At 72.3% G+C, this 25,127-nt stretch carries 29 protein-coding genes and 1 pseudogene; 16 read left to right on the forward strand and 14 right to left on the reverse strand.

The genetic code is table 11. The features are described 5' to 3' along the window. From ABZ714_RS17495 to ABZ714_RS17510, 4 genes are all read right to left on the reverse strand, one after another. A partial coding sequence (locus tag ABZ714_RS17495; RefSeq protein ID WP_358826110.1) for a hypothetical protein occupies positions 1–899 on the reverse strand: 899 nt, incomplete at its 3' end. Positions 900–934: 35 nt separating this feature from the next. Then, positions 935–1,582, reverse strand: coding sequence for a hypothetical protein (locus tag ABZ714_RS17500; protein ID WP_358826111.1), 648 nt, complete (start codon positions 1,580–1,582; stop codon positions 935–937). Positions 1,583–1,748: 166 nt separating this feature from the next. Then, complete coding sequence (locus ABZ714_RS17505) at positions 1,749–2,057, reverse strand: hypothetical protein (protein ID WP_358826112.1); 309 nt, start codon at positions 2,055–2,057, stop codon at positions 1,749–1,751. A 105-nt stretch (positions 2,058–2,162) separates the two neighbouring features. Further along, on the reverse strand, positions 2,163–2,672 hold the full coding sequence (locus ABZ714_RS17510; RefSeq protein WP_358826113.1) for a nucleoside-diphosphate kinase: 510 nt from the start codon (positions 2,670–2,672) through the stop codon (positions 2,163–2,165). Between the two features lie 463 nt (positions 2,673–3,135). Between ABZ714_RS17510 and ABZ714_RS17515 the strand changes: the two genes are divergently transcribed. From ABZ714_RS17515 to ABZ714_RS17525, 3 genes and pseudogenes are all read left to right on the forward strand, one after another. Then, positions 3,136–3,798, forward strand: coding sequence for an NUDIX domain-containing protein (locus tag ABZ714_RS17515; protein ID WP_358826114.1), 663 nt, complete (start codon positions 3,136–3,138; stop codon positions 3,796–3,798). Next, positions 3,795–4,208 (forward strand): NUDIX hydrolase, encoded by a 414-nt coding sequence (locus tag ABZ714_RS17520; protein ID WP_358826115.1) that lies wholly within the window; start codon positions 3,795–3,797, stop codon positions 4,206–4,208. Before ABZ714_RS17515 ends, ABZ714_RS17520 begins: the two co-directional genes overlap by 4 nt. Positions 4,209–4,347: 139 nt before the next feature. Further along, positions 4,348–4,569 (forward strand): annotated as a pseudogene (locus ABZ714_RS17525) (peptidase); the annotation flags it as partial. A 27-nt stretch (positions 4,570–4,596) separates the two neighbouring features. On the opposite strand, the gene ABZ714_RS17530 reads toward ABZ714_RS17525, so the two are convergent. Next, positions 4,597–4,908 (reverse strand): 4a-hydroxytetrahydrobiopterin dehydratase, encoded by a 312-nt coding sequence (locus tag ABZ714_RS17530; RefSeq protein WP_358826116.1) that lies wholly within the window; start codon positions 4,906–4,908, stop codon positions 4,597–4,599. 400 nt (positions 4,909–5,308) lie between these two features. Between ABZ714_RS17530 and ABZ714_RS17535 the strand changes: the two genes are divergently transcribed. The 5 genes from ABZ714_RS17535 (at position 5,309) to ABZ714_RS17555 (ending at position 7,747) form a co-directional block, all read left to right on the forward strand. Beyond that, positions 5,309–5,524: a hypothetical protein gene (locus tag ABZ714_RS17535; RefSeq protein ID WP_358826117.1), complete on the forward strand. Its 216-nt coding sequence runs from the start codon at positions 5,309–5,311 to the stop codon at positions 5,522–5,524. Beyond that, a complete protein-coding gene (locus tag ABZ714_RS17540; protein ID WP_358826118.1) occupies positions 5,508–6,032 on the forward strand; it encodes a DUF6879 family protein in 525 nt (174 codons plus the stop codon). Before ABZ714_RS17535 ends, ABZ714_RS17540 begins: the two co-directional genes overlap by 17 nt. Beyond that, complete coding sequence (locus ABZ714_RS17545; RefSeq protein WP_358826119.1) at positions 6,022–6,864, forward strand: helix-turn-helix transcriptional regulator; 843 nt, start codon at positions 6,022–6,024, stop codon at positions 6,862–6,864. The genes ABZ714_RS17540 and ABZ714_RS17545 overlap by 11 nt, the downstream gene beginning before the upstream one ends. Before the next feature lie 91 nt (positions 6,865–6,955). Further along, positions 6,956–7,186, forward strand: coding sequence for a DUF397 domain-containing protein (locus tag ABZ714_RS17550; RefSeq protein WP_358826120.1), 231 nt, complete (start codon positions 6,956–6,958; stop codon positions 7,184–7,186). A gap of 93 nt (positions 7,187–7,279) precedes the next feature. Next, on the forward strand, positions 7,280–7,747 hold the full coding sequence (locus tag ABZ714_RS17555) for a hypothetical protein (protein WP_358826121.1): 468 nt from the start codon (positions 7,280–7,282) through the stop codon (positions 7,745–7,747). Between the two features lie 75 nt (positions 7,748–7,822). On the opposite strand, the gene ABZ714_RS17560 is transcribed toward ABZ714_RS17555, so the two are convergent. Together ABZ714_RS17560 and ABZ714_RS17565 are read right to left on the reverse strand one after the other, a co-directional pair. After that, positions 7,823–8,401, reverse strand: coding sequence for a class IV adenylate cyclase (locus ABZ714_RS17560; RefSeq protein WP_358826122.1), 579 nt, complete (start codon positions 8,399–8,401; stop codon positions 7,823–7,825). A 19-nt stretch (positions 8,402–8,420) separates the two neighbouring features. Continuing rightward, complete coding sequence (locus ABZ714_RS17565; RefSeq protein ID WP_358826123.1) at positions 8,421–8,960, reverse strand: flavoprotein; 540 nt, start codon at positions 8,958–8,960, stop codon at positions 8,421–8,423. Positions 8,961–9,076: 116 nt separating this feature from the next. Here ABZ714_RS17565 and ABZ714_RS17570 point away from each other — a divergent pair, with 116 nt between their 5' ends. The 4 genes from ABZ714_RS17570 to ABZ714_RS17585 all read left to right on the forward strand — a co-directional run bounded on the left by ABZ714_RS17570 (position 9,077) and on the right by ABZ714_RS17585 (position 11,339). Then, entirely contained in the window at positions 9,077–10,249 is a 1,173-nt protein-coding gene (locus ABZ714_RS17570; protein WP_358826124.1) for a helix-turn-helix domain-containing protein, read from the forward strand. Between the two features lie 94 nt (positions 10,250–10,343). Beyond that, entirely contained in the window at positions 10,344–10,532 is a 189-nt protein-coding gene (locus ABZ714_RS17575) for a hypothetical protein (protein WP_358826125.1), read from the forward strand. Between the two features lie 373 nt (positions 10,533–10,905). Next, positions 10,906–11,184, forward strand: coding sequence for a hypothetical protein (locus ABZ714_RS17580; protein ID WP_358826126.1), 279 nt, complete (start codon positions 10,906–10,908; stop codon positions 11,182–11,184). Continuing rightward, the gene (locus ABZ714_RS17585; RefSeq protein WP_358826127.1) at positions 11,181–11,339 is read left to right on the forward strand and encodes a hypothetical protein; all 159 of its coding nucleotides are present in this window, start codon (positions 11,181–11,183) and stop codon (positions 11,337–11,339) included. Before ABZ714_RS17580 ends, ABZ714_RS17585 begins: the two co-directional genes overlap by 4 nt. Here ABZ714_RS17585 and ABZ714_RS17590 read toward each other — a convergent pair. The 3 genes from ABZ714_RS17590 to ABZ714_RS17600 are packed head-to-tail and all read right to left on the reverse strand — an operon-like array spanning position 11,320 to position 12,976. Then, complete coding sequence (locus tag ABZ714_RS17590; RefSeq protein WP_358826128.1) at positions 11,320–11,835, reverse strand: GNAT family N-acetyltransferase; 516 nt, start codon at positions 11,833–11,835, stop codon at positions 11,320–11,322. The genes ABZ714_RS17585 and ABZ714_RS17590 overlap by 20 nt on opposite strands. A gap of 44 nt (positions 11,836–11,879) precedes the next feature. Continuing rightward, entirely contained in the window at positions 11,880–12,377 is a 498-nt protein-coding gene (locus ABZ714_RS17595; RefSeq protein WP_358826129.1) for a hypothetical protein, read from the reverse strand. Between the two features lie 38 nt (positions 12,378–12,415). Beyond that, positions 12,416–12,976, reverse strand: coding sequence for a helix-turn-helix domain-containing protein (locus ABZ714_RS17600; RefSeq protein ID WP_358826130.1), 561 nt, complete (start codon positions 12,974–12,976; stop codon positions 12,416–12,418). A 91-nt stretch (positions 12,977–13,067) separates the two neighbouring features. Between ABZ714_RS17600 and ABZ714_RS17605 the strand changes: the two genes are divergently transcribed. Further along, positions 13,068–13,922 carry an SDR family NAD(P)-dependent oxidoreductase gene (locus tag ABZ714_RS17605; RefSeq protein ID WP_358826131.1) on the forward strand — a complete coding sequence of 285 codons (855 nt, stop codon included), beginning with the start codon at positions 13,068–13,070 and terminating at the stop codon, positions 13,920–13,922. Between the two features lie 43 nt (positions 13,923–13,965). On the opposite strand, the gene ABZ714_RS17610 is transcribed toward ABZ714_RS17605, so the two are convergent. Continuing rightward, the gene (locus ABZ714_RS17610) at positions 13,966–15,465 is read right to left on the reverse strand and encodes a glycosyltransferase family 39 protein (RefSeq protein WP_358826132.1); all 1,500 of its coding nucleotides are present in this window, start codon (positions 15,463–15,465) and stop codon (positions 13,966–13,968) included. A gap of 136 nt (positions 15,466–15,601) precedes the next feature. On the opposite strand from ABZ714_RS17610, the gene ABZ714_RS17615 reads away from it, so the two are divergent. Both ABZ714_RS17615 and ABZ714_RS17620 read left to right on the forward strand, forming a co-directional pair. Then, positions 15,602–19,561 carry a hypothetical protein gene (locus ABZ714_RS17615; protein WP_358826133.1) on the forward strand — a complete coding sequence of 1,320 codons (3,960 nt, stop codon included), beginning with the start codon at positions 15,602–15,604 and terminating at the stop codon, positions 19,559–19,561. 84 nt (positions 19,562–19,645) lie between these two features. Beyond that, positions 19,646–21,223 carry a TerD family protein gene (locus ABZ714_RS17620; RefSeq protein ID WP_358826134.1) on the forward strand — a complete coding sequence of 526 codons (1,578 nt, stop codon included), beginning with the start codon at positions 19,646–19,648 and terminating at the stop codon, positions 21,221–21,223. Positions 21,224–21,257: 34 nt separating this feature from the next. On the opposite strand, the gene ABZ714_RS17625 is transcribed toward ABZ714_RS17620, so the two are convergent. After that, positions 21,258–22,223, reverse strand: coding sequence for a winged helix-turn-helix domain-containing protein (locus ABZ714_RS17625; RefSeq protein WP_358826229.1), 966 nt, complete (start codon positions 22,221–22,223; stop codon positions 21,258–21,260). 84 nt (positions 22,224–22,307) lie between these two features. On the opposite strand from ABZ714_RS17625, the gene ABZ714_RS17630 reads away from it, so the two are divergent. Continuing rightward, positions 22,308–23,414: an acetylhydrolase gene (locus ABZ714_RS17630; protein WP_358826135.1), complete on the forward strand. Its 1,107-nt coding sequence runs from the start codon at positions 22,308–22,310 to the stop codon at positions 23,412–23,414. A gap of 32 nt (positions 23,415–23,446) precedes the next feature. Here the strand turns inward: ABZ714_RS17630 and ABZ714_RS17635 are convergent, their stop codons facing one another. Both ABZ714_RS17635 and ABZ714_RS17640 read right to left on the reverse strand, forming a co-directional pair. Continuing rightward, positions 23,447–24,616, reverse strand: a complete 1,170-nt coding sequence (locus ABZ714_RS17635) for a methyltransferase domain-containing protein (RefSeq protein ID WP_358826136.1) — start codon at positions 24,614–24,616, stop codon at positions 23,447–23,449. After that, complete coding sequence (locus ABZ714_RS17640) at positions 24,613–25,104, reverse strand: hypothetical protein (protein ID WP_358826137.1); 492 nt, start codon at positions 25,102–25,104, stop codon at positions 24,613–24,615. The genes ABZ714_RS17635 and ABZ714_RS17640 overlap by 4 nt, the downstream gene beginning before the upstream one ends. Positions 25,105–25,127: the final 23 nt, after the last annotated feature.

The raw sequence follows: 25,127 nt of genomic DNA on the forward strand, positions 1-25,127 counted from the left end.
GACCAGCCACCGACGGGCCGCGGTCGGATACATGCCGCCAGGGTCACGGCGAAGGGCCGCGCGGGGCCGGCGGGCCCACCGGGGCCGTCACGGCCGCCGGGGTCCCATAAGCCGCCCGGGCGGTCGTATCCGGCCCACCCGGCGGACAGGCCCGGCACCACGGCACCGCGCGCCGCCACCGGGCCGCCGGAGCCGTCGCCCACGCCCGTCCCGGTCGCCGTGCCCGAACCCGCAGGCGCACCCGACCCGATCGCCGCAGCCGAACCGGCGAACGCCCCGGACTCGTACACGCCACCCGAACCGGCGGCAGGCGGGCCCCCGCTCCCGCCGCCCGGGGCGTCCCGGCCGGTGAGCCCGGCGGGCGCGCCCCCGGGCGCCGGGCCGAACTCGCCGTACGGCACGTCGTGCAGACGTACCGCCGTCGCCGCCCGGAACAGGTCGGCGGCGCGGGGCGGGCCCAGGCCGAACCGGTCCCAGACGGTGTCCGCGTGGGCGGTCAGCCAGTCGGCGGCCCGGGCCCCGTGGCCGGGGTCGTCCCGGTCGTGTCCGCGACGGCAGTCGTGGACGGCCGCCGCGACCACGGCCAGGGCCGTGACATCGGCGCCGAGCCCGCTCGCCTCGGCCAGTACGGCGGCCAGCGCCGCCGTCCGCAGACCGTGCCGTACGCCGTGGATCGAGTCGGCCAGCCGGGGCTCGGCCAGCCAGTCGTACGGCAGCCCGGCCCGGCGTACCAGCGCCCGGGTGGCGGGCCGCAGCACGGCCCGGGGCGATCGGGACCGGGCCGCGGGCCGGTGTGCGGCGATCCACTCCGCCGTCGCCCGGTCCATGTACTGGTGGCCCGGGAGCCGCCGGAGCGCGGCCAGCTCCACCAGGCTGCCGGGGGTGGAAGACGTCCTCATCAGTGCCGTGCCCTCCCGTTGGCGTCGCCGTACCGCTATCGGATGCCCGTTGCCCACCGCTCGCTCTCCTCGCGCTCCCCGCTCCCCCGGCGCTCCTCGCCCGCCTCGCGCCCCTTCCGCTCCTCGCGCTCCTTCCGTTGTCGCTCCCCCGCCTCGAAGGCGGCGGTGAAGGCGGCCAGTTCGTCCTCGGTCATCAGGGTCACGCCGAGCGCGCCCGCCACGTCCGTGATCCGTACGACGGCCTCGGCGCGGGCGGCGTCCGACGCGCCGTCGGGGAGCAGTACCTCGAACTCGGCGTGATGCCCCCACGCCCCGCTCCACTTGACCGCGATCTCCACGCCGTCGTAGCGGTAGTTGTGGCGCCGGGTGTACGCCTCGTGCCGGGTCTCCGCGTAGCCGAGGGCGTCGAAGAGCCGTACGGCGGTGGGGATGTCGTCGGGCGCGAGGGCGAACTCGGTCTCGGGGAAGGCCGCGCCCCGCCCGATCCGGCTCTCCTTGAGGCTGATCTTGGCGGTTCCGGCGGAGATGTTCTCCGTGACCTTGAGCAGCTGGTCGGGGAGTACGTAGAAGTGGATCAGCTTGTCGTCGGGGCCCAGGTCGTCGCCGCCCTGCCGCAGCAGTGCGACGAGCCGGTCATGGACGTCCTGGGTGAAACGGGCGCGCATCTCGATCTCGACGGGCACGGTCTCTCGCCTCCTCGTTCGGGCACGACGGCACCGCCGGACCCGCTCCGTGGGGTGTCGGAACCGGTCCGGTCGGCGGATTACCTGGATGGGTGGGGCGGGTGCGCGGGGCGGTGGTGCGCGGGCCGGGGCGGGTACGCGGTAAGCGGTGGTACGCGGGCTCCGGCTACTCCGGGCGGCCCGGGTCGCCGAAGCGCCCCCGGACGACCCCCTCGTGCAGATAGGTCGGCAGCGGTACGCCCCCGACGTCCGTCCGGCGGGTGGCGACCTGCGCCTCCGTCCGGTCCGGGAAGCCGTCCAGCAGCCGCAGGCAGGCCCGTACCCAGACCCGGGACTCGGGCCAGTCGCCCAGCTCCCGGTGGCGTACGGCCAGGGCGTACGACGTCTCGGCGGCGGCCCACCGGTCGGACGACAGCTCGTCCCGGTAGACGGATTCCAGCTCCTCGGTGGGGGCCGGACGCGTCTGGTCGGTCATGATCCCTCTCGGCGGTCTCGGTGGTGCGTCCGACGCGGTCGAACGCTCCGGCGCCGCCCGAGCCGGCGCCGGAGTCGACCGTCCGGCGGCCCGAGGGTGCCGGACTCAGTAGGTGTAGATCTCCGCGAGCGTCTTGTAGTCGTGCAGTTCGTCCTTCTCGAACCAGAGCGCGACCTCCTGCTCCGCCTCCGCCTTGTTCCCGGAGGCGTGGACGAGGTTGGCCACGGCCTTGCCCGAGGCGACGCTGGCGGCGGCGCTGTAGTGCGAGAAGTCGCCCCGGACGGTGCCCGACGGGGCCTCGTTCGGATAGGTGCTGCCGACGATCTTCCGTACGGTGGCGATGGCGTCGAACCCCTCCAGCACCAGGGCGATCACCGGCCCCTGCTGCATGAAGGTCGCCGTGAACCGGTAGACCTCGGCCCCGAGCCGCTCCTCCAGATCGAAGTAGTGGCGCCGGGTGAACTCCTCGTCCATCCACGTCATCTTGGTACCGACGATCTTCAGTGCGGCGTCCTCGAATCGGGAGATGATCCGTCCCGCCAGACCGCGCGCCAGGGCGTCGGGCTTGAGCAGAACGAGTGTGCGCTCGACGGAATGTGCCTGGTCCTCAACCATGGGTGTCCCTTCGATCCTGTGCACGGACAGAGTGACGACCCGACGGCCGCCGGTGCCGAGGCTACCGGCGGAAACTCACCCGAACGGGTAGTCAGCAGATTCCCGGTCCGCGGGAAATCCCATGATCGAATACGTGTGCTGTGAATGCATATGTGAATGTGAAAGGTGCTATCCGGCCAGAGTGCGGTAACCGAGGTATCGATCACAGCAACCCCTTTAAAATCATATCCGTTACCGGCAGCGCCACCGCACGGCACAGTTCGCATTCGGGAAGACATCCGGAGCCGGCACTTCCGTGGCCCGTCCATCGGACCGTTCACGGGACTGCCCCCTCCGGTGTGCACCATTCTTTCCGGAGCCCCTCGGACCCGCCATGCGGCGGCAGTGCAGCCGGAGTGCACCTTCAGTGCGGACGTTGCACCACGACGGGGGACGCCGAGGGCACGGAAGGGGGCGTGGGCGGGTGGATGTCGTCGACGTCTGGAGCGGACGGTACGCCTGTCTCCTCCAGGCCGCGCTGCGCCTCACGAACGAGCAGTTCGCCGCGCAACTGGGCATCGGGGTGCGGACGGTGGCGAGCTGGCACGCGGACCCCGGGGTCGTACCCCGCCGGGAGATGCAGCAACTGCTCGACACCGTCCACGAGCGGGCCACCCCGGCGGTCCGGCAGCGGTTCGCCCTGCTGGCCGGGCGGGAACGCGACGGCGACCGGGTCCGGGGGCCGCTCGGGGCGCGGGCTCTGCGAGTGGCGATCGCGGTGGTGATCCACGACCACGCGGTGCTGCTGGTATGCCGACGGGACAGCCAGGAGAGCGGTATCACCTGGCAATTCCCGGCGGGCGTCGTCAAACCGGGCGCGCGGCCGGAGGCGGCGACGGTCCGCGAGACGCTGGAGGAGACCGGGGTGCACTGCCGGGTCCGGCGGCGGCTCGGGGAACGGCTCCACCCGGTCACCAGCGTCGTATGCGAATACTTCCTCTGCGAATACCTGACGGGCGAGGCGACGAACTCGGACACCGTCGAAAATATGGACGTCATGTGGGTCGCGATAAATTCGGTGACGCGCTTTATTCCGGTCGATACGATCTTTCCACCCGTACTGGCCGTCCTGGAGGAGCAGAAGTGACACGACCGGCAGCCGATAACCGGCCGGGGATCGCGGCGGCGGTCGTCGTCCACGAGGGCCGACTTCTGATGGTCCGCCGCCGCAAGAGCGAGGGGGAGCTGTCCTGGCAGTTCCCGGCCGGGGAGATCGAGCCGGGCGAGTCGCCCGGCGCGGCCACCGTCCGCGAGGCGAAGGAGGAGACCGGCCTCGACGTCACGGCGGTCCGCCTCCTGGGCGAGCGCGTCCACCCGGCGACGGGCCGCCGGATGACCTACACGGCCTGCGAGGTCACCGGCGGCACACTCCGCGTCGGCGACCCGGAGGACCTGGCGGAACTGGCGTGGGTCGGGCGCGCGGAGCTGGCGTCGTACGTCCCGTACGGCTTCTTCGAGCCGGTGCAGCGCTATCTGGACGAGACGCTGCCGGACTGACGGCGCGGCCGGGCCGGGGGCCGGGACCGGCGGCGGCCCGTCAGCGGCTCACCGGACGGCCGCCGGCCGAGGCGTTGCGTAGCGACCCGGCACTCCGTACCCGCTCGTGATCACCGGCGGGTACGCCGTCCAGGGCTCATGTGACATGGGCGGCGGCTCCAGCGGAGGCCCGCGTATGGCGGACTTCGACGCGAAGAAGGGCACGGGCACGCTCGTCGGCGTCAACACCCAGGGCCTCTTCATGGCCGCCTCGGGCCGCGAGCGCGAGGAGCTGGGCCCGGACTGCGTCCGCCATCTGGGCGGCCCGCAGTTCTCCACCCGGATCACGGCCCCGCTGTACGCGGCGGTCCAGTTCTCCTGACCGCTCGCCCCGGCCGCTACGGGGGACTCAGGCGGCCGGGGTCGCCCCGTGCTCGGCGGCGATGGCGGTGAGGCGGGCGGCCATGGCGGTGTCGAGTCCGGTGATGGCGTCCCCGGCGTCGTGGGTGTTCAGGCCGAAGGTGACGGTGCCGTAGAGGATGGTCACCACGGCGTGATGGTTCGCCTCGTCCTCGGCGGCGGCGACGGTCGCGTAGAGCCCGGGTACGGCCCCCCGGTCGATCTTGAAGACGGCGGTCAGTTTGCCGTCCTCGACCCGCCACCCGGGCAGCTCGCCCAGGGCCCGGTCGAGTTCGGCGTCGGTGAGCGGGGTGGCGGCCATGGGGCACTCCTCTTCGAGTTCGGACGGCTGAGCGACGGCGGGGGACGTCGTGGGACGGCGGACGGTTTACGCGGCGACCGGCCGGAGCGCCTGCCGTACGCCCGCCCGCGTCCGCCCGCCGCGTCGAAGGCTATCCAGCGCGCCGGGGTCCCGTCCCCGAACGACCGGGGGTGTCGCCGCCGGTGCGCCCGGGGCGGCTATTCACCGGTACGCCCGAGGGCCTCCCGACAGAGGCCCTGACCATCTCCTGAACCCCTGGCAGCGCGGCCCCCTTGCCCCGCCGCCGGGCCTTCTTTATCCGACAACGCGAATACGGGCGGGACCGCGTGGACGACGACCGGTACCTCTCCGTAGGGTCTGGGTGACGCCCCGTGCGGGGCGCGGGACAGGGGGTTTCACCATGGCTCGTGAGGGCTTAATCCGACTGACCGGCAACGGAAACGGGCACGGGGGGCCGTGCGGCAAGAACGACTGCCCGAACGTGTATCGCACCGCTGCCGGCACCATCCTCGTCCAGGGCGACGTGTCCAAGGCGTTCCGCCCCCCGGACGGGGAGGGACTTGTCGAGATCCCCGAAACCGTTCTGAGGGAGGCCGTCAGTGCTCTTGGCTGGTGAGGAGTGGGCTGCCCGCTTCGAGGACTACCGGCAGGAGGCATGGCGGCTGGAAACCCTGCCGCAGTACCTCATGCCGCAGGAAGCCGAGGAGCTTCGGGCATTCCGCGACGGGGCACGGATCGACCCCGCCACAGTCCGCAATGAGTACACGGACAGACTCCGCCGACAGGCTGCGGAGGGGCGTGTTCAGGGCCGGGTCCATATCGTCACCCGTCCGCTGTCCGAGTATCTGCGGTTCGAGTTCTCCCAGTACTACCGGCCGCATCTCCTGGCCGGGGAGCGGATCCGCATTCTCGATGTGACCGACCGGGCGAACCCGCTCGAAGGGGTCCAGGATTTCTGGATGTTCGACCAGTCGGAAGTCGTGCTCATGAACTACGAACCCGACGGGAAGCAGATCAACCGCGAGGTATTCGAAGGCGACGTGACCCCGTTCATCGATTATCAGCGAATCGCGGTAGCCGAGTCCGTGCCCTTCGAGGAGTACGTGAAGGGTCTTGACCTTTGAGCCCGAACGGCTGGGCCGGACCAGATCGGACCTAGCGGAAGCGCTACGAATCCTGCGGAAGCGAGCCGGGAAGACGCAGACCTGGCTCGCTCGCCGCTGCAACATGTCACAAACCAAGATCAGCAATATCGAGAGCGGGAGGCTTACTCCCGCTCTCGTCGACGTTGAGCTGATCCTGGAGGCACTCGATACCGATGATCCGGCAGCCGCACAGCTCCGCGAGTTGGCTCGCACGGCGAATATCGAGTGGCAGGACGATTGGTCTTCCCGGCGCCGGGGCCTCGACAAGAAGCAGAACGAGTTGGCCGGGCTCGAAGCGATCACAACCGAGTTCCGGTTCTTCCTGCTCTCGGCGATCACCGGACTACTGGCGACGCCGGACTACGTCCGAGCCAGCCTCGCGGACGTTCCCGGGGACCAGTCCAAGACCATCGCGAAGAAACTGGAGCGCCAGAGCGTCCTCTACAACTCGTCGAAGTCGTTCACCTTTCTGCTGACGGAACAGGCCGTCCGCTGGCCCCTGCTCCCGCCTGTCGCCATGGCGATGCAGCTCGATCGGCTGGTTTCGGTCTCTCGCATTCCGAATGTCCGCCTCGGGGTCATCCCACTGGCAGGACGGATCCCAGAGATGCCGCTGAATACCTTCACGGTCTACGACCGGCGACTGGCGACGGTGGAAACCGGCACCGGCGCGTTGATTCTGCGCGACCATCGCGATGTAACCGCGTACCGCGAGGACTTCGATAGATACGAGTCGTACGCGGTGTTCGAAGACGAGTGCTCAGAACTCCTGAACGAGTGGTCCAGGATATTTACCCGACAACGGGAATAGCGCTGGAGGCCCCTCGGTGAGGGTCCGAGAATGAACATGGCCCTGTTTCCAGGTCGCCTCGTCGCCCGCCCTCATAGGAAGGCACAGCCCTATGCCCGGAATCGATCTGTACAGCCTGCCCATCGACGGAGCCGAGTTCCTCAAGGCGTGCGGGGGCAATACCCATCCGGACGGCGAGTCCTGCGCGACACTCGCGAAGATCGGCCCGGACGCGTGGGCCCTGGGCGACCACAAGCGCCCCGATCTGACTCCGCTGCGCTTCACGACCGCCGAACTGGACGCGGCCGGAATCGACCCGGCGCGGTTCGGTCTGTCGGCCTGACGACCGCTCCCCTCGGCGGACGGTCCCGGCTCTCCCACGAGAGGGCCGGAACCGGTCGCCGCCTTCCCGCCCCGCGTCGATCGGAACGGCACGTTGCATCACCACGGCTATCTGTGGACCGGCCCCAAGCAGCGGTTCGACGACGAAGCGCTGCGACGTCCCCCGTACCCCGACCCACCCCCGGCGGACGGCGGGCCGGAGCTGATCCGGCGGCACAGGGAAGTGAAGGCGGAGTTCCCCGTCGTGGACCTTCCGCCGCTGGAGACGGCGTACTGGCTGATCAAACCCGAGGCGTTGGTTCGCGGCACCTGGCAGGAGCCGAAGGAAGCGGCCGTATGGCTCGGGGAACGCCTCACCGAGTACGCGCCCCGCTTCATGTCCGAGTCGGACCGGGACAGTACCCGGCTGACCCTGCTGCCCACCTCCGCCTGTGACCGGCTGACTCGCGGCGGGGACGTATCCCACGGCTTCTACCTCGAACGCCCCTCCTATCTGTCGCTGGCCCTGGTGTGCTGCTCCCCGAACCGCGCCAGGCCGGAACTGGACTGCCCGGTGAGATGACCGGCCTCGTCGCCCACGCCGCGCCGCGCCCTCAGCTGATGTCCCTGGCAGGAGCGGACGGTACGGCTTCGGCGGCTACGGCATCACCGTCCGGGGCCGGTTGTCACACGGTTGGCGTGTACGGCGTCGGTGTACAGCTCGCGGGTGTGGTCGGCGGGCCGGATACCGAGTTCGGCCAGTACGGCTCGTACGGTGTCGAGGGCCTGGGTCGGTTTCCTCGGCGGGTGTTTCGAGTTCGAGGAAGGTGTCGTTCCCGAGTTCGGGTACGCGGACCAGGGTGGCGAGCACGGGCCGTTCCCGGGCGGTGAAGGTGTAGTTGCGGCAGTGCTTCTCGAACGCGATGAGGGGTACGTAGCCGAGGCCGCGCAGCATGCCGTGGACGGCGTCCGGGTCGGCCACCCGGGACCCGTACTCGGGCTTGGAGCCGGAGTCCTCGTCCGCCACCTGGCCTTTGTAGGTGAGCAGCGCGCGGTCGCCCGCGTCACTGTGGACGGTTCGTACGCGCAGTCCCCGGCCGTCGGCGTCCAGGGCATGGTCCGGGGTGTCGTAGTACGTGTCCCGGTACACCTCCACCCGACCCACGGCCAGCGCGTCCAGCCGCCGCCGGACACCCTCCGGGTCACGCACCCGGGCCTTCAACTCGGCCTCGATCACCGGTCTGCTCCCTCTCCGGTCATCGGCGGGCGGTACGGCCGGCTTCTTCGGCTGCGTCGAGGGCGGTGTTCCAGGGGTAGGGGTGGCGCTCGCCGGGTGGGTTGGGGGTGAAGCCGCCGTCGCCGTACAGGACGGTGACGCCCGTCTCGCGCAGTGCGGCGATGCTCCGGCTGACCTGTGGGTGGGCGGCGTAGGCGGCGTTGACGCAGGGCATGGCGACGACGGGGATGCCTTTGCCGGTGGCCTCGGCGACGACGCCGACGACGAAGTTCGAGGTGAGGCAGAGCGCCCAGGAGGAGAGGGAGTTGGCGGTAACGGGTGCGAAGAGGATCACATCGGCGCGGGGCCAGACGTCGGGTTGGCCGGGGCGTTTGTAGCGGGACCGTACGGGGTGACCGGTCTGTTGCTCCAGGCCGGGCAGTTCGTCGTGGAGCCAGTCGGCGGCGGTCGGGGTGAGTCCCGCGCAGACGTCCCAGCCGCGTTCCCGGGCGGAGGCGATCACCTCGGGGAACTGAAGGACCGGCGGAGCCGCCGACCCGAACAGGTACATCGTCTTCATACGGGCCATCCGATCACAGGGCAGCCACCTGTTCCGGGGACATCAAGGCGAATGAAGGACCAAGCCGGTGGTGGGCGCGTACCGTTCCCGGTGGTGTCAGAAACGGAGTCATCGCGATGTCACTTCATGACGACGATCTCATCCGGCTCCGTATCAAGGAGCAGCGTCGGCTGGCCGGTCTCACCCAGCAGGGGCTGGCGGCTCGTATTCCGTACTCCTACAGCCTTCTCAACCAGGTGGAGTGCGGCGCCCGGCCCGCCACGGCCGACTTCTGCGGCGCGGTGGCCCGCGCACTCGGCGTCGAGGTCTCCGTACTGACCGGGCGGACCGGTGACAGCCATACGGACCCGGCGATACTCGCCGGCGTCCGGCTGGCGCTCGACATCTACGACATCGGCCCCGGTGCTGTGGTCGAGACCCGGCCGGTGGAGGCGCTGAGCGCCGAGGCGGACCGGTTGTGTCAGCAGGTGCGGGCGACGCATCTGCGGAAGGCGGCGGGGGCGCTGCCCGTATTGATCACCGAGCTGACGTTCGTGGTGCGCAACGCGCCTTCCACAGCCGCCTGGCAGGCGTTGGGTTCCGGGTACCGGACGGCGTCCGACATCGCGCTCAAACTCGGCTACCCGGATCTGTCGCGGATCGCCCTCGACCGGATGGCCTGGGCCGCCGAACGCGCCTCCGATCCGTGCCTTGCGGCGATCCGCCAGTACAAGAGGGCGCTCCTCTACAAGACCGAGAGCGACCGTTCCATCGGGCCACGGCTCATCGCCTGCGGCCATCAACTTCTCACCGGGGAGACCTCCCGGGAGGCGCTGGCCGTAGCCGGACAGCTGCATCTCGGCGCGTCCGCCCTGGCGGCACGGTCCGGGGATCAGAGCGCCGTCGACCATCACCTGTCCGAGGCCCGGGAGCTGGCCCGGCAGGTGGGCGGCGAGGCCCCGGAGATCCACTGGCTCAGCTTCGGAGACCGCAATACGGATCTGCACGCCTTCGGTGCCGCCGTGGCCATGCGCCAGTACGACGACGCCCTGAACAAGGCCCGGCAGATGAAATTGGCGCCGTCCACGGTGATCAGCCGCCGGGCCCGATTCCTCGTGGACCGGGCACGTGTCGAGATGGAGACCGGGCGCCCCGAGGCCGCTTTGAAGCACATCGCCACGGCCCGCCGGATCGCTCCCGAGCAGACCCGGCACCATCCGGGCACCCGGGAGACAATTACCGGCCTGGTGCACCTCAGCCGCCGTACACCGGACACCCTCGGGCACATGGCCCGGTGGATCGGCCTCTGAACCGCCCCACACGCTCACAAATGTGTGAGCATTCCCGGGCTTCCAGAGCAGCACCCTGTTCTCGTACCTGAACGGCGACAGCCCGGGAGCAATCATGTCGAATCATCAGCGCTGCCAACGGGTGTGCGATCTGTGCGGGGAGCCGGGCGCGGACGCCTGCGTCCGGATGGCCTCCGGTGCTCCCGGTGAGCGGCAGCGGCCGGTGTTCGGGCACGCGGAGTGTGCGCGGGGCCGGGGGATCGTTCCGCTGTACCGGCTCGTGACCGCCGGGGGTGTGCGGTGACCGGCGTCCCCGGTCCGGTGTTGGGTGGGTTTCCGGAGTACTGCGTGTACTGCGAGCGGTTGGTTGAACGGACCGAGGAGACGCTGTTGATGCTCGGGTTTTCGGCGTCCGGGGCACGGCCGTCGTTGTACGCGCACCCCGAGTGCCCGAAGCCGCGTAAGCGGGCCCCGGTACGGCCACGGCACGTGTGAAAGCCTCCCGGGCTCGGTGGTCTACGCCCCGGGCCCGGGAACGGGTCCCGGCTCCGTACAACCGTCCCCCGCGGCACGGAGCCGGGACCACCCAACCCCAGAAACCAAAGACGCCCCGACCGACCGTGTGCAGCGGTCACCCGGGGCTCAACCGACCAGCTTCAGAGGAGCTGACCTGTCGTATGCGTGACCCTATCTCCAGCCTCATCGCCGCCGTACGGGCTTTACTCAAGCCGCGTCGAAGCCGTCCCGCCGTCATCGTGGTGGTCCGGCCCTGGACCAGCCCCACCCGGGCCGAAGCCCAGAACATCCTCCGGCAGCGGGCCACCGCGACCATCACCGGAACCAACGCCCCGCCCGGCGCCCGACGGCTGATCATCGCCCGGAACGGGCTCCACTTCGAACGGCCCGTCGCCGTACGAGCCGCCCGGCCCGGACCGGCCTGGACGTGGATCCGGTGACCCGCGACGGACTCCTCACCGAGCCGCCGCCCGAGCCCGACACCGCCCAATGCCTGCTCTGCCGGAGAACCACCACCGCACCCGTCGAAGTCCACCCCGGGCGCGTCACCTGCCCCGACCACATCCTCGACGCCCTCACACCCCGAGATCCCTGACCAGGAAGACACAGGGGTCCGCCTGCTGGTGTTCCGTACCGGACAGGTCCGTACAGGACCAGCGGTCGAGGTAGCGGACCGTGGGGCGGTAGCCGAGGCGGGTGTAGAGGTTCGCGGCTCGCGGATTGCCGTCGTCGTCGACGCCGAGGCCGATCCGATCGAGGGACCGGGCCGCCGTGAGGTGTTCCGCGTGGTGGATCAGGGCCGTGCCGATGCCCGTGCCGCGCAGGGGTTCGGCGACCAGCAGGCCGTTGATCTCGGGGCAGTCCGGGACGGCGGCCCGGACCTCCGGGGCCGTACAGCCGGTCCATCGGAGTTCCGCGTTGCCGACCGGGCGGCCGGGGCCGGAGCCGTCGGCCGACCAGGCGATGAGATACGTGCTGGTGCCCGCCGCGTGGCGGGCGAAGCGCCGGGTGTGGAACGAGGTCGCCCCGCCCGAGGGGAGATGCCGGTCGAGCAGGGCGATGTCCTCCGCGCGGCACTCGGTGATACGCATACGTCCCACCCTGCCGCCCGGCCCCTCACCCGCACCAACCCTTTTCAACCGCCGGACCCGGTGTCGGATCCGTCGACCGCCGCCAGCAGGACGGCGAGGGAATCCGTGGTCGTACCGTCCGGCAGCCGCCCGAACGCGGCGACGAGTACCGCCGGAAGATCGGCCTCCGGCACCTGCGCGCGGGTCTCCGCCAGGACCCCGGGGAACTCGTCGTCGCCGATCACCCCCAGGTGTTCCTGCCGCAGCCGGTGGACGACCTCGACCAGTTCGGGCCGCAGCCGCATCCATGCCCGCCCGTACCGGATCTCCCGCTCCACCTGCCCCGTGAACCACCGCACGACCTCGTACGGGATGTCGTGGTGCGGCCCGGCCGAGTCGAAGCAGAGCGTCGGCTCCCTGGCGGGGTCCTCGTCGGGCACGATCGCCGTCACCAGAGTCCGCTCTTCGGCGACCAGGTCCAGTTCCAGGTACCAGGCGTCGTCGGCGACGGCGTAGACGGCGGTGATCGCGTACTCGCCGTCGGGGTGGTTCAGCGGAGGCATGGACGCATGCTGTCACCCCGGGCCGGACCGGCGGACGGTCAGCCCGGTGCCAGGGCGCGGAGCGCGAGGGCCACCTGGCGGGCGGTCGCGTCCGGGGCGTCGGCGGGGAGGAGCTGGACGATCCGGACCAGGCCCAGGAGTTGATAGGCGATGTCCTCGGCGGTGACGTCGGGCGCCAGGGTGTGGTCCGTACGCGCGCGGTCGACCGCGTCCCGGCCGATCACCGTGAGATGGGCCAGGCAGCGTTCGAGGTCGGCGTCGGCCGGCGCGCCGCCCGTCAGGACGTCGATCATCGCCCGGTTGTCGGCGAGTGCGGCGATCGTCGCCGTGAAGAACGCGCGGAGGCCGTCCATCGCGGTGGTGCCGTCCGGCAGTCCGGCGCGGGCGAGGGCCGCGAGATCCGTGCCGGTGACGGCCCGCACCAGATGGTCGCGGGTGGGGAAGTGCCGGTAGAGCGTGCCGATGCCGACACCGGCCGACGCCGCGACGGCCCGCATGTCCACGGCCATCCCGGACCGCCGGAACGCCTCGCCCGCCGCGGTGAGGATGCGGTCCCGGTTGGCGACGGCGTCCCGGCGCGGTCTGCGGTCCTGTGCCATCCACCCATCATAGCGATTCGGAACAACTGTTCCGGATACTGCTACGGTGATCCGGAACAGATGTTCCGTTACGGCCATGGGGAGGCACGCGATGCGAACGATCGTGATCACCGGAGGCACCGACGGCATGGGCGCGGCCCTCGCCCGGCACTATCTGGCGGCCGGGGACCGGGTGACCGTGATCGGCCGGAGCCGTACCAAGTTCGACACGCTGGTCGCGGAAGCCGTCGCGGCGAGCGGCGATGCGGGCCGCGATCACAGCAGCGGCGATCACACGGTGAACGCGCGGGCCGAGTTCATCGCCGCCGATCTGAGCCTGGTGGCCGAGAGCCGCCGGGTGGTCGAGCTGCTGAAGGCCCGGTACCGGCGCGTCGACGCCCTGATCCTCGCCGCATCCTTCGTCCGGCGGCACCGGCTGACGACCGCCGAGGGCCATGAAGCGACCTGGGCCCTGTTCTTCCTCGGCAAGTACGTCCTCGTCACCGGACTCGCCCCGCTGCTGCGGGCCTCCGACCGGCCGGTGATCGTGAATACCGCCGTACCCGGCGCGCCGGCGGACGCCGTGGACTTCGCCGACCCGGAGCTGACCCGGGGCTTCACCGCCCGGCGCGCCAACGCCCGGCAGCGCCGCGCCAATGAGCTGCTCGGACTGCTCGCCACCGCCGACAACTCGCGGCTCGCCTATGCGACCTGGGGTCCGGCCCGGCTGGTCGGAACCGGTTTCGCCGGGGACATCGGACCGGGCCTGCGGCTGACCGCCACGGTGCTCGGACGGCTGCTGGGGCAGCGCCCGGAGGTCGCGGTACGCCCCGTCGTACGGCTCGTGGACGACCCCGTTCCGGGTCGGTCGGCCCATCGGGGTGCCGCCGAACGGCCGCTCACCGTCGGCGCGGACGACGCCGGGGACGCGGCACGCCTCGCGGCGGTGGTCGTACGGGACCTCTGAGGCGGGGAGGCCGGGGCAGCCGTACGGCCCGCACCAGCACCCGTCACCGCGCGCCCTCGCGGACGTAGAGCCCGACCCGGACCCCGTCCACCACCCGCTCCTCCACCAGCCGGAAGGACTCCGCCAGTACCTCCCGCTTCACCCGCTCCTCCGGGAACGGGTCCACCGGTTCCCCGCGCGGGTCCTGGACGGCGACGATCCGGTCCGTCCGGAGCATCGCCGCCCGGATCTCCGCCGGGGGGAGTTCCGTACCGAAGAGGGTGTCCGACGCGCGCGGGCGGGCCGCGAGGGAGACGTCCTTCAGGGTGTGCAGCTCCGAGGGGTGGGCCAGGGTGAAGACCCGGCGGCGGTTGGGGGTGAAGAGCAGGCCGTCGCCCGGTTTCGCGAGCGCCGCGACCGCCGACGCGACCTCCCGGATATCGGATTTACGGCTCTCCGGCGTCCGCAGCGGCGGGCCGTTGACCACCAGGGTGAGCACGGTCGCCGCCGCGACCCCGGCGGCCAGCGCCCGGGTCCAGTGGCGGTCGAGCGCCGCGCCCAGGAGCAGGGCGGCGCCGATGGCGTAGGCGAGGACGTAGCGGTCGACGAACAGCGGGTCGAAGACGGAGACCACGGCGAGTACGGCCGTCGGCAGCGCCATGACCGGTACGGCCAGTTCCCGTACGTCCGCGAGGGCCGGGTCCCTCGGCGCCAGCCACGCCAGGACGCCGATCATGACGACCATGAGGAACGCGGGGAGGCTGGGGAAGCCGATCCAGTCGACCTGCTGGGACTGGGTGACGCTGAGGGCCGCCAGCGGCGCCAGGCCCGCCGCGACGGCGCAGGCCGCGATCCGCCAGCCGTACGGCAGCGCCCGGGCCACGGCCAGCAGCCGCTCCCCCGGGTCGTCCGGGTCGGCGCGCAGTGTCCTCGTACGGCGGGTCCGCCACAGGGTCACCCCGTGCGCCGCGACGACCAGGACCGCGAACTCGTGCAGCAGGCAGGCGATCAGCATCACGATCGCGTACGCCGTCCACCGGCGCCGCAGCAGCAGCCACGTCCCCCAGGTGGCGAAGGCGGTGACCAGCGCGTACGACCTCCCCTCCTGCGCGTACCGCTGCACGATCGGCAGCAGCGGCAGCAGCAGCCCCGCGAGCAGTCCGGCGCGCGGGCCCGCGAGACGGCGGCCGATGACCGCGACCCCGGCCGCCGTCGCGCACATCGCCAGGACGGACGGCAGCCGCAGCGGTACGACACCGGGCTCCCAGATCTCGAACACCGCGTGGATCAGCAGGTAGTAGAGGCCGTGGACGGCGTCGGCGGTGCCGAGGGTCCGCCAGATCTCCGGGACCGTACGCGTCGCCATGTCGTAGCTGACGGCCTCGTCCTGCCAGAGCGCGCCGTCGCGTTCCAGGCCCCACAGCCCGAGGGCGAGCATCAGCAGGGCAGGCGGCAGGGCGACCCACCACGCGCCGGAGGTACGGGCGCGGGCGGGGCCGGAGGAGGGGGCGGCTACGGAAGCGGCGACGGGTGCCACGCGACGGCGTGCCGGAGTGTCGAGCATGTGCCGAGTCCAACCGGCACCCCTGTTGATAGGCAGGCCCCCGCCCCGGGCCCATCAATTGATTACGCTCGCAGACCGGGGCCGTGACCGGGGCCGGTACGCGGTATCGGGACGGGATGGACGGGGGTCGGGGGCCATGGGACGCCGGGAGAAACCGCTGGACCCGGACGCCGGGCCCGTCCAGCGGTTCGCCCACGAGCTGCGGGAGTTCCGCCGTCTCGCGGGCGGCCCCACGTATCGCGCGATGGCCCGCGACTCCGGGTACTCCGCGCCCACCCTCTCCGCCGCCGCCTCCGGCGAACGGCTGCCGTCGTTCGCCGTCACCCTCGCGTACATCGCCGCCTGCGGTGGAGACGGTACGGCCGCCGCCGAGTGGGAGGCGCGGTGGCGGGCCGTCGCGGAGGACGGCGGCGGGCCCGCGTCCCCGGACGACGGCCCGGGGCCGTATCCGGGACTGGCCCGGTACGGCCCCGACGACAGCGACCGCTTCTTCGGCCGGGACGCCCTCGTCGCCGAACTCCTCGAACTCGTCCGGCGCAGGCCGTTCGCCGCACTCGTCGGCGCGTCGGGGAGCGGCAAGTCGTCCCTGTTACGGGCGGGGCTGATACCCGCCGTACGAGGCGAGACGTACGGGGAGACGTACGAAGAGCCGGCCCCGCCGTCCGGAGCGGCCCCGCCGTCCGTGGTCCGGATCCTGACCCCCGGCGCCACCCCGGCCCGCACCCACAAGGACCTCTTTACCAAGGGCGCGCTCGTCCTCGTCGACCAGTTCGAAGAGGTCTTCACCCTCTGCGACGACCCCGCCGAACGCGCCGCCTTCACCGAACTCCTGCTGACCGGCGGCGCCCGGGTCGTGATCGCCGTCCGCGCCGACTTCTACGGCCGCTGCGCCGAACTCCCCGCCCTGGCTGCCGCCCTCAAGGACTCCGTCCTGCTGGTCGGGCCGATGGGCCCGGAGCAGACCCGGGAGGCCGTCGTCGGGCCCGCGACCGCCGCGCGGCTCGTCGTGGAACGGGCCCTCACCGCCCGGATCACCGCCGATGTCGCCGACGAACCGGGCGGGCTGCCGCTGATGGCGCACGCCCTGCGCGAGGTGTGGCGCCGCCGCCGGGGCCGTACCCTCACCCTCGCCGCGTACGAGGCAGTCGGCGGAGTCCAGGGCGCCATCGCCCATACCGCCGAGGACGTCTTCGGCGGCTTCACGACCGAAGAGGCCGAGGCAGCCAGGGCGCTGCTGCTGCGGCTGGTCTCCCCCGGCGAGGGCACCGAGGACACCCGGCGCCCCGCCGAGCGCGCCGAGTTGGCGCCGTACGGGGACGAATCCGTACTGGAGCGGCTGGTACGCGCCCGGCTCCTCACCGTCGACGGCACCACCGTCGATCTCGCGCACGAGGCGCTGCTCACCGCCTGGCCCCGACTGCGGGCATGGGTCGACGCCGACCGGGACGTACTGCGGCTGCGGCGTCGGCTCGCGGAGGGCGCGCGGGTCTGGACCGAGCTGGGCCGCGACCCGGGGGCGCTGCTGCGCGGCAGCCAACTGGAGGCGGCGAGGGAGGCGTTCGGCGATCCGCCGGAGGGGTCGGGAAGCGGTCCCGCGTTACGGCTCCGGGGCCGACGGCGCGGTCGTACGGCATCGGCATCGGGCCCGGCTTCGGCTTCGGCTTCGGCGCGCGGGACGGTCCGGGACACGCGCGGGCCCTCGTACGGCACCGCCTCCCGGACCGGTCACGGCACCGCCGCCCGGGCCGATGGGCAACCCGTCCCCGGAACCGCACCCGCCCGTACGGCCGCCCGTGTCCCCCTCACCCCCGCCGAGCGGGGCTTCCTCGACGCGTCGCTCGGCGCCCGGGCCCGGGAGGCGCGGGCCGCCGTACGGGCCGCGCGACGGCTGCGCGGGCTGATCGCCGCCCTCTCCGTACTCCTCTGTCTCGCGGCCGTCGCCGGTCTGGTGGCCTGGCAGCAGAACCGGGTGAGCGAGCGGCGCGCGGACGAGTCGGCGGCCCGCTGGCTGGCGGGTGTCTCCGACGCCCGCCGGACGACGGACCCGAGGACCGCGATGCGGCTCAGCGTCGCGGCCTGGCGGCTGGCGGAGACGCCCGAGACCCGGGACGCCCTGTTCGCGGCGGCGGCCCAGCCGCTGACCGACGTCTACACCGTGCCGCTCGCCGAGGTGACCAACGACGTCAACAATGTGTGGACCCGGCTCAGCGACGACGGCCGGACCATGACGACCGTCGGCCCGGAGACCACGGAACGCTGGGACGTCCCGGGCCGGTTCGAACTCCCCGTCCTGCCGGGGCTGGGGCGGTACGCCGATCACATCCTCGACATCTCCCCGGACACCACGAAGGTCGCGTACTACGCCGACGACGGCATCCGGATCCGGGATCTGCTCACCGGCACCGGCACCGGCAAGTCGGCCGGCCGCGTCTTCGGCCCGTCCCGCCCCCGGCGGCAACCGGCCTCCGACTACGCCTGGTTCGGGCCCGGCGGCCGGACCCTGGTCACGCACCGGGACGGCGAACCGGTCCGGATGTACGACACCGCCACCGGCCGTGAGCTGCTGAGCAGCGGGCCCGAGCGGCACGATCTCGGCCGGGTCCAGGTCTCGCCGGACGGCGGGCTGCTCACGTTCTGCCCGGCGCGCCATGGCCCGCTCCAGGTATGGGACACCGCCACCGGGCGCCGTACGCCCGGCGACGCGTGGGCCGCGCGAGCCGGGGTGTGCGCCGGGAACGACTATCTCTTCCTGCCGGACGGGCGGACGATCGCCGTCCCCACGGACGACACGATCCGGATGTGGGACGTCCGGACGGGTCGCGAGCGCCCCCCGATCCCCACGAAGGGCTGGGTGTACCCGGCGTTCGACCGCGAGGGCGGCGAGGACGGCGACCAGTACGCCGCTACGAGCACCTCCGACGAGATCGCGCTGTGGCGGCTCCCGGCCGGGGCCGCCCCCGTGCGGATACTGCGGGTCGCCACCCGGAACCCCATGTTCTCGGAGGCCGCGCTCGACGTGTCGGAGGGCACGATCCGCTTCCGGGACGCCCGGCTGCCCGGCTCGTCCGTCTGGACCCTCTCGTTCCGGCCGCCGGACTCCGGGCCCGGGCCGTCGGCGACGCCCGCCGTCGCGGCACGGTACGCGCCCGACGGCCGGACCCTCGCCGTCGAGTACGACGGCGTCCGGCGGCTCCACGGCCTCGGTCCGGACGGCCCCGGCGGGCGGACCGTCGCCGAACTCCCCGTGCCCCGGCGGCCCGAGCCGTGCCCGGGTCCCTGCCCGGAGATGGCCTTCAGCCCGGACGCCGGCCACTTCGCCTACCGGGACACCCCGGGCTCGGTGGCGGTCCGCGACATCCGCTCCGGGGCCGGCGTCTCCGTACCCCTGCCGCCGGACGTCCTCCCCGGCCTGAGCCTGTCGTCCGGCGGGAAGACCGTGCTGGCCGCCCGGTCCGGCGACGACCACAAGTCGCTGGACGTCCTCGACGTACCGGCCCGGCGGTGGTCGACCCTGCGGACGGGCCCGTACGGGGTTCCGCTGGCGACCGCGCCCGACGGCCGGGTCCTGACCGACGAGCGGAAGCTGGTCGACACCGCGACCGGCCGGACCGTCACCGTCGCCCCGGGCGAGGACCTCGTCCAAGCGGCGGCGTTCAGCCCGGACGGCCGCTTCCTCGCCGTCGTCGGCCATGAAGGACGGGCGACCCTCTGGGACGGTACGGGCCGAGAGCTGCTCGCCGTCCTCCAGGACTCCGTCATCGGCCCGACGGCCGGCCCGGACCCGGCGGTCGCGTTCTCGGCGGACAGCCGGTGGCTGGCGTACGGGGACCGGGACGGCGCGCTGCGGATCCGGGACACCGCCGCGCCGGACGCCGCCGGATCCCCGCTGCCCCCGGCCGACGGCCCGGTACTGGCGCTGGCGTTCGCGCCGGACGGGCGGGAGCTGCGGGTGACGACCCCGGACACCCCCGTCCGTTCGTACTCCCTCTCCACCGAGGACGCGGTCCGGACGGTCTGCGCCCGGGCGGGCGGCGGCCCGGAGCCCGGCGAGTGGGCAGCCCTGCTGCCCGGCGTTCCGTACCGCGACGTCTGTTGAACCCCGTGCGCAGATGATCCGGGAGCCGGTGATCGGGACGAAGGGCGTCGACGGGGCGGTGTCCCCGATGTCAGCATGTGCCGTATGACGTACATCCCCCGAGGCGGCGACGTTCCCGTGCCCGCCGTGCCGCTGCGGGTCCTGGTGGGGCACGCGCACTCCCCGTCCGTACCGGGCGTCGAGGCGGCGGCGCTGCTGCTCGACGCCGGGGGACGCTGCCGTCCCGGACATCAGGACATGGTCTGCCACGGGTCGACCCCGCACCCGTCGGGCACGGTCGGATACGCGGGCCGGACCGACGGGCACGGCCAGGCGGCGGTCTGGCTGGACGTGAATCTGCCCGCCGTCGAGCCGGAGATCCAGCGGGTGGTCTTCCTCGCGTCCGTGGACGGGGTCGACGGGCTCGTCTTCGGCATGGTGCCGGGGCTCTACGTCCAGGCGCAGGGTTACGACGGGGCACTCGCCGCCCGGTACGAGGTCCAGGGCGCGACGCACGAGCGGGTCTTCCTGCTGGCCGAGTTCTACCGGCGGGACGGGGGGTGGTGGTTCCGCGCGACGGGGCAGGGGTACGTCCACGGCCTCGCGGGCGTCCTCGCGGAGCTCCAGGGCGGGCCGGGGATCCAGGCGCCGGAGTTCCAGGCGCCCGACCGGTACGCGCCGGGGGCCGACGTACCGCCGTTCGTCCCGGAGAACCCGAACGGGACGACGGGCACAATGCGGGCGCCGGTGGCCGGGCATTCGTACGCCCCGGGACACCGGATCGTGGACCCGCAGCCGCAGTACCAGCACCCGCCGCGGCCGCAGCCGCAGTTCCAGCCGCCGCCGGACCCTTTGGACCCGCTGGACCCGGCGAATCCGGTGCCGTTCCGGCCCCCGGCGCCGCGGTACGAGGCGCCGCCGACGTTCGGAGCCCCGGCGGCGGACCCGATCCCGCAGTTCGGGATCCCGGCGCAGATACAGCAGCCACAGCAGCCACACCCGTACGCCTCCCCGGCCCCGGCCCCGGCGGCACCCGTACCCCCGGCTGCCCCCGCGGCCCCGGCGGTGGACCCGTTCGCCGAGTTCCCCGAGTTCACCCCCCAGCTCATCCGGGGCAAGGGCGGCGGGGTGCCGTCCTTCCACCAGCCACTGCCCCCGGGACCCGTACTGCTGGAGATGGTCTTCCGGGACCAGGACACCGACTGGCCGGTGGTCTACCAGCTCAACCGCCGCCGGGAGACCGGCAATCTGCTGCTCTCCGGCGAGGGCGACGACTTCGTGGCCCGGACGCCCGCCGTCGTCCCCGACGACTACCCGCTGAGCCTGGAGATCATCAGCACCGCCGAGTGGACGATCACCGCACTCCCCCTGTCGTCGGCCCGCCGCCTGCTGCCCGCCGTCCCGCTCAACGGCCACACCCACGACGTCCTCGCCTACCACGGCCCCGACGCGGAACTGGAGGTCGAATACCGGGGCGACCCGGACCGGGCCGACGCCTCGATGAGCCTGACGGTCCTGGGCCCCGGCGAACTCGACATGGACGACGCGGACTTCGTCCAGACGGACTGCCTGCTGGTCTCGGCGGTGGGCCCGTTCCGCCAGCGGGTCCTGCTGTCGGGAGGCACGCGGCTGATCCACGTCGACGCGAAGGGCGCCTGGACGCTGACGGCACATCCCCTCTGACCGGGCCGGCCCGAGCCGGTCAGAAGTCGGCCGACTACGGAAACCGAGCGCCCGCGATCAGCGTGCCGAGGGCCGTACGCCGGTGGGTGACCGAGCGGCCCGCGCGGGTCGTCGTCGCCAGGCCCGCCGATCTCAACGCGGCCGCATGGGACGAAGCCGTCGCGTTGCTGACGTGGAGGGCACGGGCCAGGGACGTCGTGGTGTGGGCTTCGGCGAGCAGGCGCAGGGCGTCCAGCCGGGTGCGCCCCAGCACGGCGGCAAGGGCCTCGGCGGAGCCGGCCGGACCTCCTGTGGTGGGCGGAAGCTTGGGACCGGCCGGGTACGTCAGGACGGGGGGACGGCCCGGGGTGTCCTGAAGAAGCGGGCCCGCCGGGTGATGGAAGGTGGGCAGCAGAACCAGGCCGCGCCCGTCGAGGCGGACATCGCGCCCCGGCACCGCGCCGGGCCATTCCCATACGCCCTCGTGAAGTCGGCTCCCCGGAGCCAGGCCGGTCATGGCGGCGGCCACGCCGTGCTCGGCGACCGTCAGGGCGTACCGGGTGAATTCCTCGCGGTGAAGGTCCTGCACGACGGACCAGACCGGACCGAGGACCGTCTCGTACGCGGCCCGCTGGGCGCGGTGCAGGGTCTGCCAGGCCGTCTCGTCGCCCGAGTGCAGATCGCGGATCCACCGAGGAGCGGGCGCCGTGCCGCAGACCCGCTCCAGCTCGGAGCGGACGAGAACGGAGCTGGTGGCGCGGATGTGTTCGAAGCCCTCGGCAAGGGTGTCACCGAGGACGTCGAGGAATGAAGGCGGGCGGCCCGCCGGAACCAGGTCGGCAAGGGCGCCGCTCGCGGCCGGGAGGGAGCGCAGAACACGCCCGCGCCACGGCGCGAACAGCGGCCCGCCGCTCCGGGTCACGGCTGTGGTCAAGGCGGCGTGCAGTTCCTGGAGCGGCGCCGGGCGGACCGCGAACCGGGTACGGGCGAAGTCCGCCGAGGTGAAGTGGACTCGCAGCACTCCCACAGCTCCTCGTCCCGGGCCCGCCTTTCGGCCAGGGCCTGAACCTTCGCGTCGTGACGTCCCCGCGCCGAGGATGCCCGTATGACTTCGCGACGCACCCTTCTGAAAGGCACCCTATTCGGCAGCGCTACCGCCCTGCTGCCCACGGCCGCGTCCGCATCCGAGTCCGCATCCGGTGGTGGCCCGGCCCTCCGGCTGCCCGCCCCCACCGGCCCGTACCCCGTCGGCATGCGGACGGTCCATCTGACCGACCCGTCCCGGACCGACCCGTGGGTGGGCGGCGTACGGGAGTTGATGCTGACCGTCCTTTACCCGGCCCGATCGGTACGCGGCTTCTCCCGGGCCCCGCAGCTCACCCCGGGCGAGGCCCGGTTCTTCGCCGAATACGCGCCGCACGCCCGTCCGGGGCTGCCGGAACCGGGAGCGGTGGACTGGGGCGCGGTCCTCACCCACGGGTACGAGGGCGCGCCACCGCTGCCGGGGCGGCGGCCGGTGCTGGTGTACTCGCCCGGCGGCGGTGACTACCGCGCCCTCGGCAGCACCCTCGCCGAGGACCTGGCGAGCCGTGGCCGAGTGGTCGTACTCGTCGATCACCCCGGTGACGCCTCCCAGGTGGAACTGCCGACCGGGCTGCGGACGACCGTCCTGTTCGGGCCCCCGGACCCGGCGACCTTCCGCACGATGGTGGACACCCGGATCGCGGACCTCCGACTGGTCCTGGACCGGCTCCCCGAACTGCCGCTAGCCCGGGTCATGGACCCACGCCGGATCGGGTTGTACGGGCACTCCGCGGGCGGAACGGCAGTGGTGTACGCGGCCCGTGCCGACCGCCGGGTCGGCGCGGTGGCGAACCTGGAGGGCTATCTCGACCTGTACCCGATACCGGCCCAAGCCGACCGGCCGCTCCTGCTGTTCCGCACCGACGGCTTCGACGGCGCCGCCCGAATCGACTCTTCCTGGGCGGGCCTTCCCGGCCACCGCGTACTGCTCCCCGACGCGAACCACTGGGCATTCACGGACTACGGCTCGCTCGTCCCCCGGCTCCGGGCTTCCGGCCTCGTGACAGCGGCAACGCGGACGGCGCTCGTCGGCACCGGCGATCCCACGGTGGCACTCGCCGGGGTACGACGCCGGGTGGGGACCTTCTTCGCCCGCCGTCTGCCGACGCCGAGGGCTCCTGGACACTGACGGCCCACCCCCTCCGACCGGTCGGGGTCGGCTCACAAAGGCCAGCGCCGCCCGCTGTCGTGGTGCGCGACATACGCGCTGCCGTCGGGTTCGCGGACATAGGCGAACCGGTCGTGCTCCGGGCGTCCGTTCTCGGTCCACCACGCCCATAGATGTTCGACCCGCCGCCACAGGGACGGCGTTCCCCCGAAAGTGACCGTCGGTTCACCCGCGATCGGGGACCGGGCCCAGGACCCGTCCGGCCGCTGAAGTTGGATGGACACCGTCCCCGTTCGTTCGTCGGAGTGGTAGACGAACTCGGTCTCGCGCAGCTCGGCGGCGAGCAGCAGACGGAAGGCGTAGTTCGACCGAAGGTCGAGCCCTGTGACGCCCGTCGTCCTGGTCGCCGCCTCCGGCGCGTAATCGAGGGGCTCGGCCGGGGAGTACGTGGCGGCCCCGGACCGGGCGGGCATGAATCGCCCGCCTGCGGTCGTGAAGCGGCCCGAAGCCCGGCCGTTGCCGTCGACCACGAGCCGCACGACCCCGCCTTCGATGCCGAGGCCGATATCGGTCACGATCACGGTCCCGGGCCTGGTGTCGGTCATCAGCTCGTCGCTCAGGCCGGGGAGCGAGCAGGTGGCGATGATTCGGTCGAACGGCCCTGCGTCGGGGTAGCCCTTGCGGCCGTCGCCGAAGGTGAGACGGGGTTCGTATCCGACCTGCGCGAGGTGCTCCCGGGCGCTGTCGACGGTGGCGGGGTCGATATCTATTGAAAACACCGACTTCTCCCCGAGACGGGCGCAGAGCAGGGCCACGAGATAGCCGGTACCCGTCCCGATATGCAGCGCCCGGTCCCCGTCCTCGACGTCGAGGTCCTCCAGCATCCCTGCCAGCACGCTCGGCAAGGTGCTCGACGAGGTCGGGATACCGGTCCAGGTGTGCTCGCCGACGCGCTCGGCCGTGGCGGGGTCGAGGGCCGTCACAAGGGTCTCGTCGCGGTAGACGAGCGCCAGACGCCGCTCGTCGTCGGCGTCCACCATCCGCCACACCGAGATGCCGTCGTCGGCGCTCCCCATCTCGTACCAGCGGGGCACGAACGGATGCCGGGGCACGGCGGAGAACGCTTCGACCCACGGTTCGGTTCGGATCGCCCTGGCCGCCCGGAGTGCCTCCACCATGCTGGTCAAGTGGGGACGGGCAACGTCGAAATGGTCCTGAATCACGTGGTTACTCCTTGCAGTTCATCCGCGATCGCCTCGGCGATGGGATGCCCGGTGTGATGCTGAATCCAGTCCCACTGGCCACAAGGATTCGCTTCCAGGAACGTCCAGGCGCCTGCCGGCGAGACGATGAAATCGAACGCGACGAAGCGCAGTTCGAGGGCTGCCATATAGCGTTCCACGCCTCGGGCAATGTCGTCGGGCACTTCTCCGACCTGGTACGTGAGCGAGGCGTAGTCGCTGCGCCAGTCAGTGTGCGCGTCAGCGCTTCCGGCGTGGATCTCGGCGGCGAACTGCCGAGTGCCGACGACCGTCAACCGGACTTCGTGCGCCTTCGGTATCCAGGCTTGGAAGAGGTGCGCTGTCGTGTCGATGCCCCGCAGGTCGGCAAGGTCTTCCACGGCCAGCCGACGGGTGTAGACGGTCTTGAGTCGATCTTCCTCGATGAGGACGGGCGAAGCGACCGGCTTGCAGATCAGCGGGCTGGACAAGTCGGCCGCGAAGGATCGGACCG

Origin of the sequence: Streptomyces sp. NPDC006798 (genome assembly GCF_040635975.1) — a bacterium.
Lineage (GTDB): Bacteria > Actinomycetota > Actinomycetes > Streptomycetales > Streptomycetaceae > Streptomyces.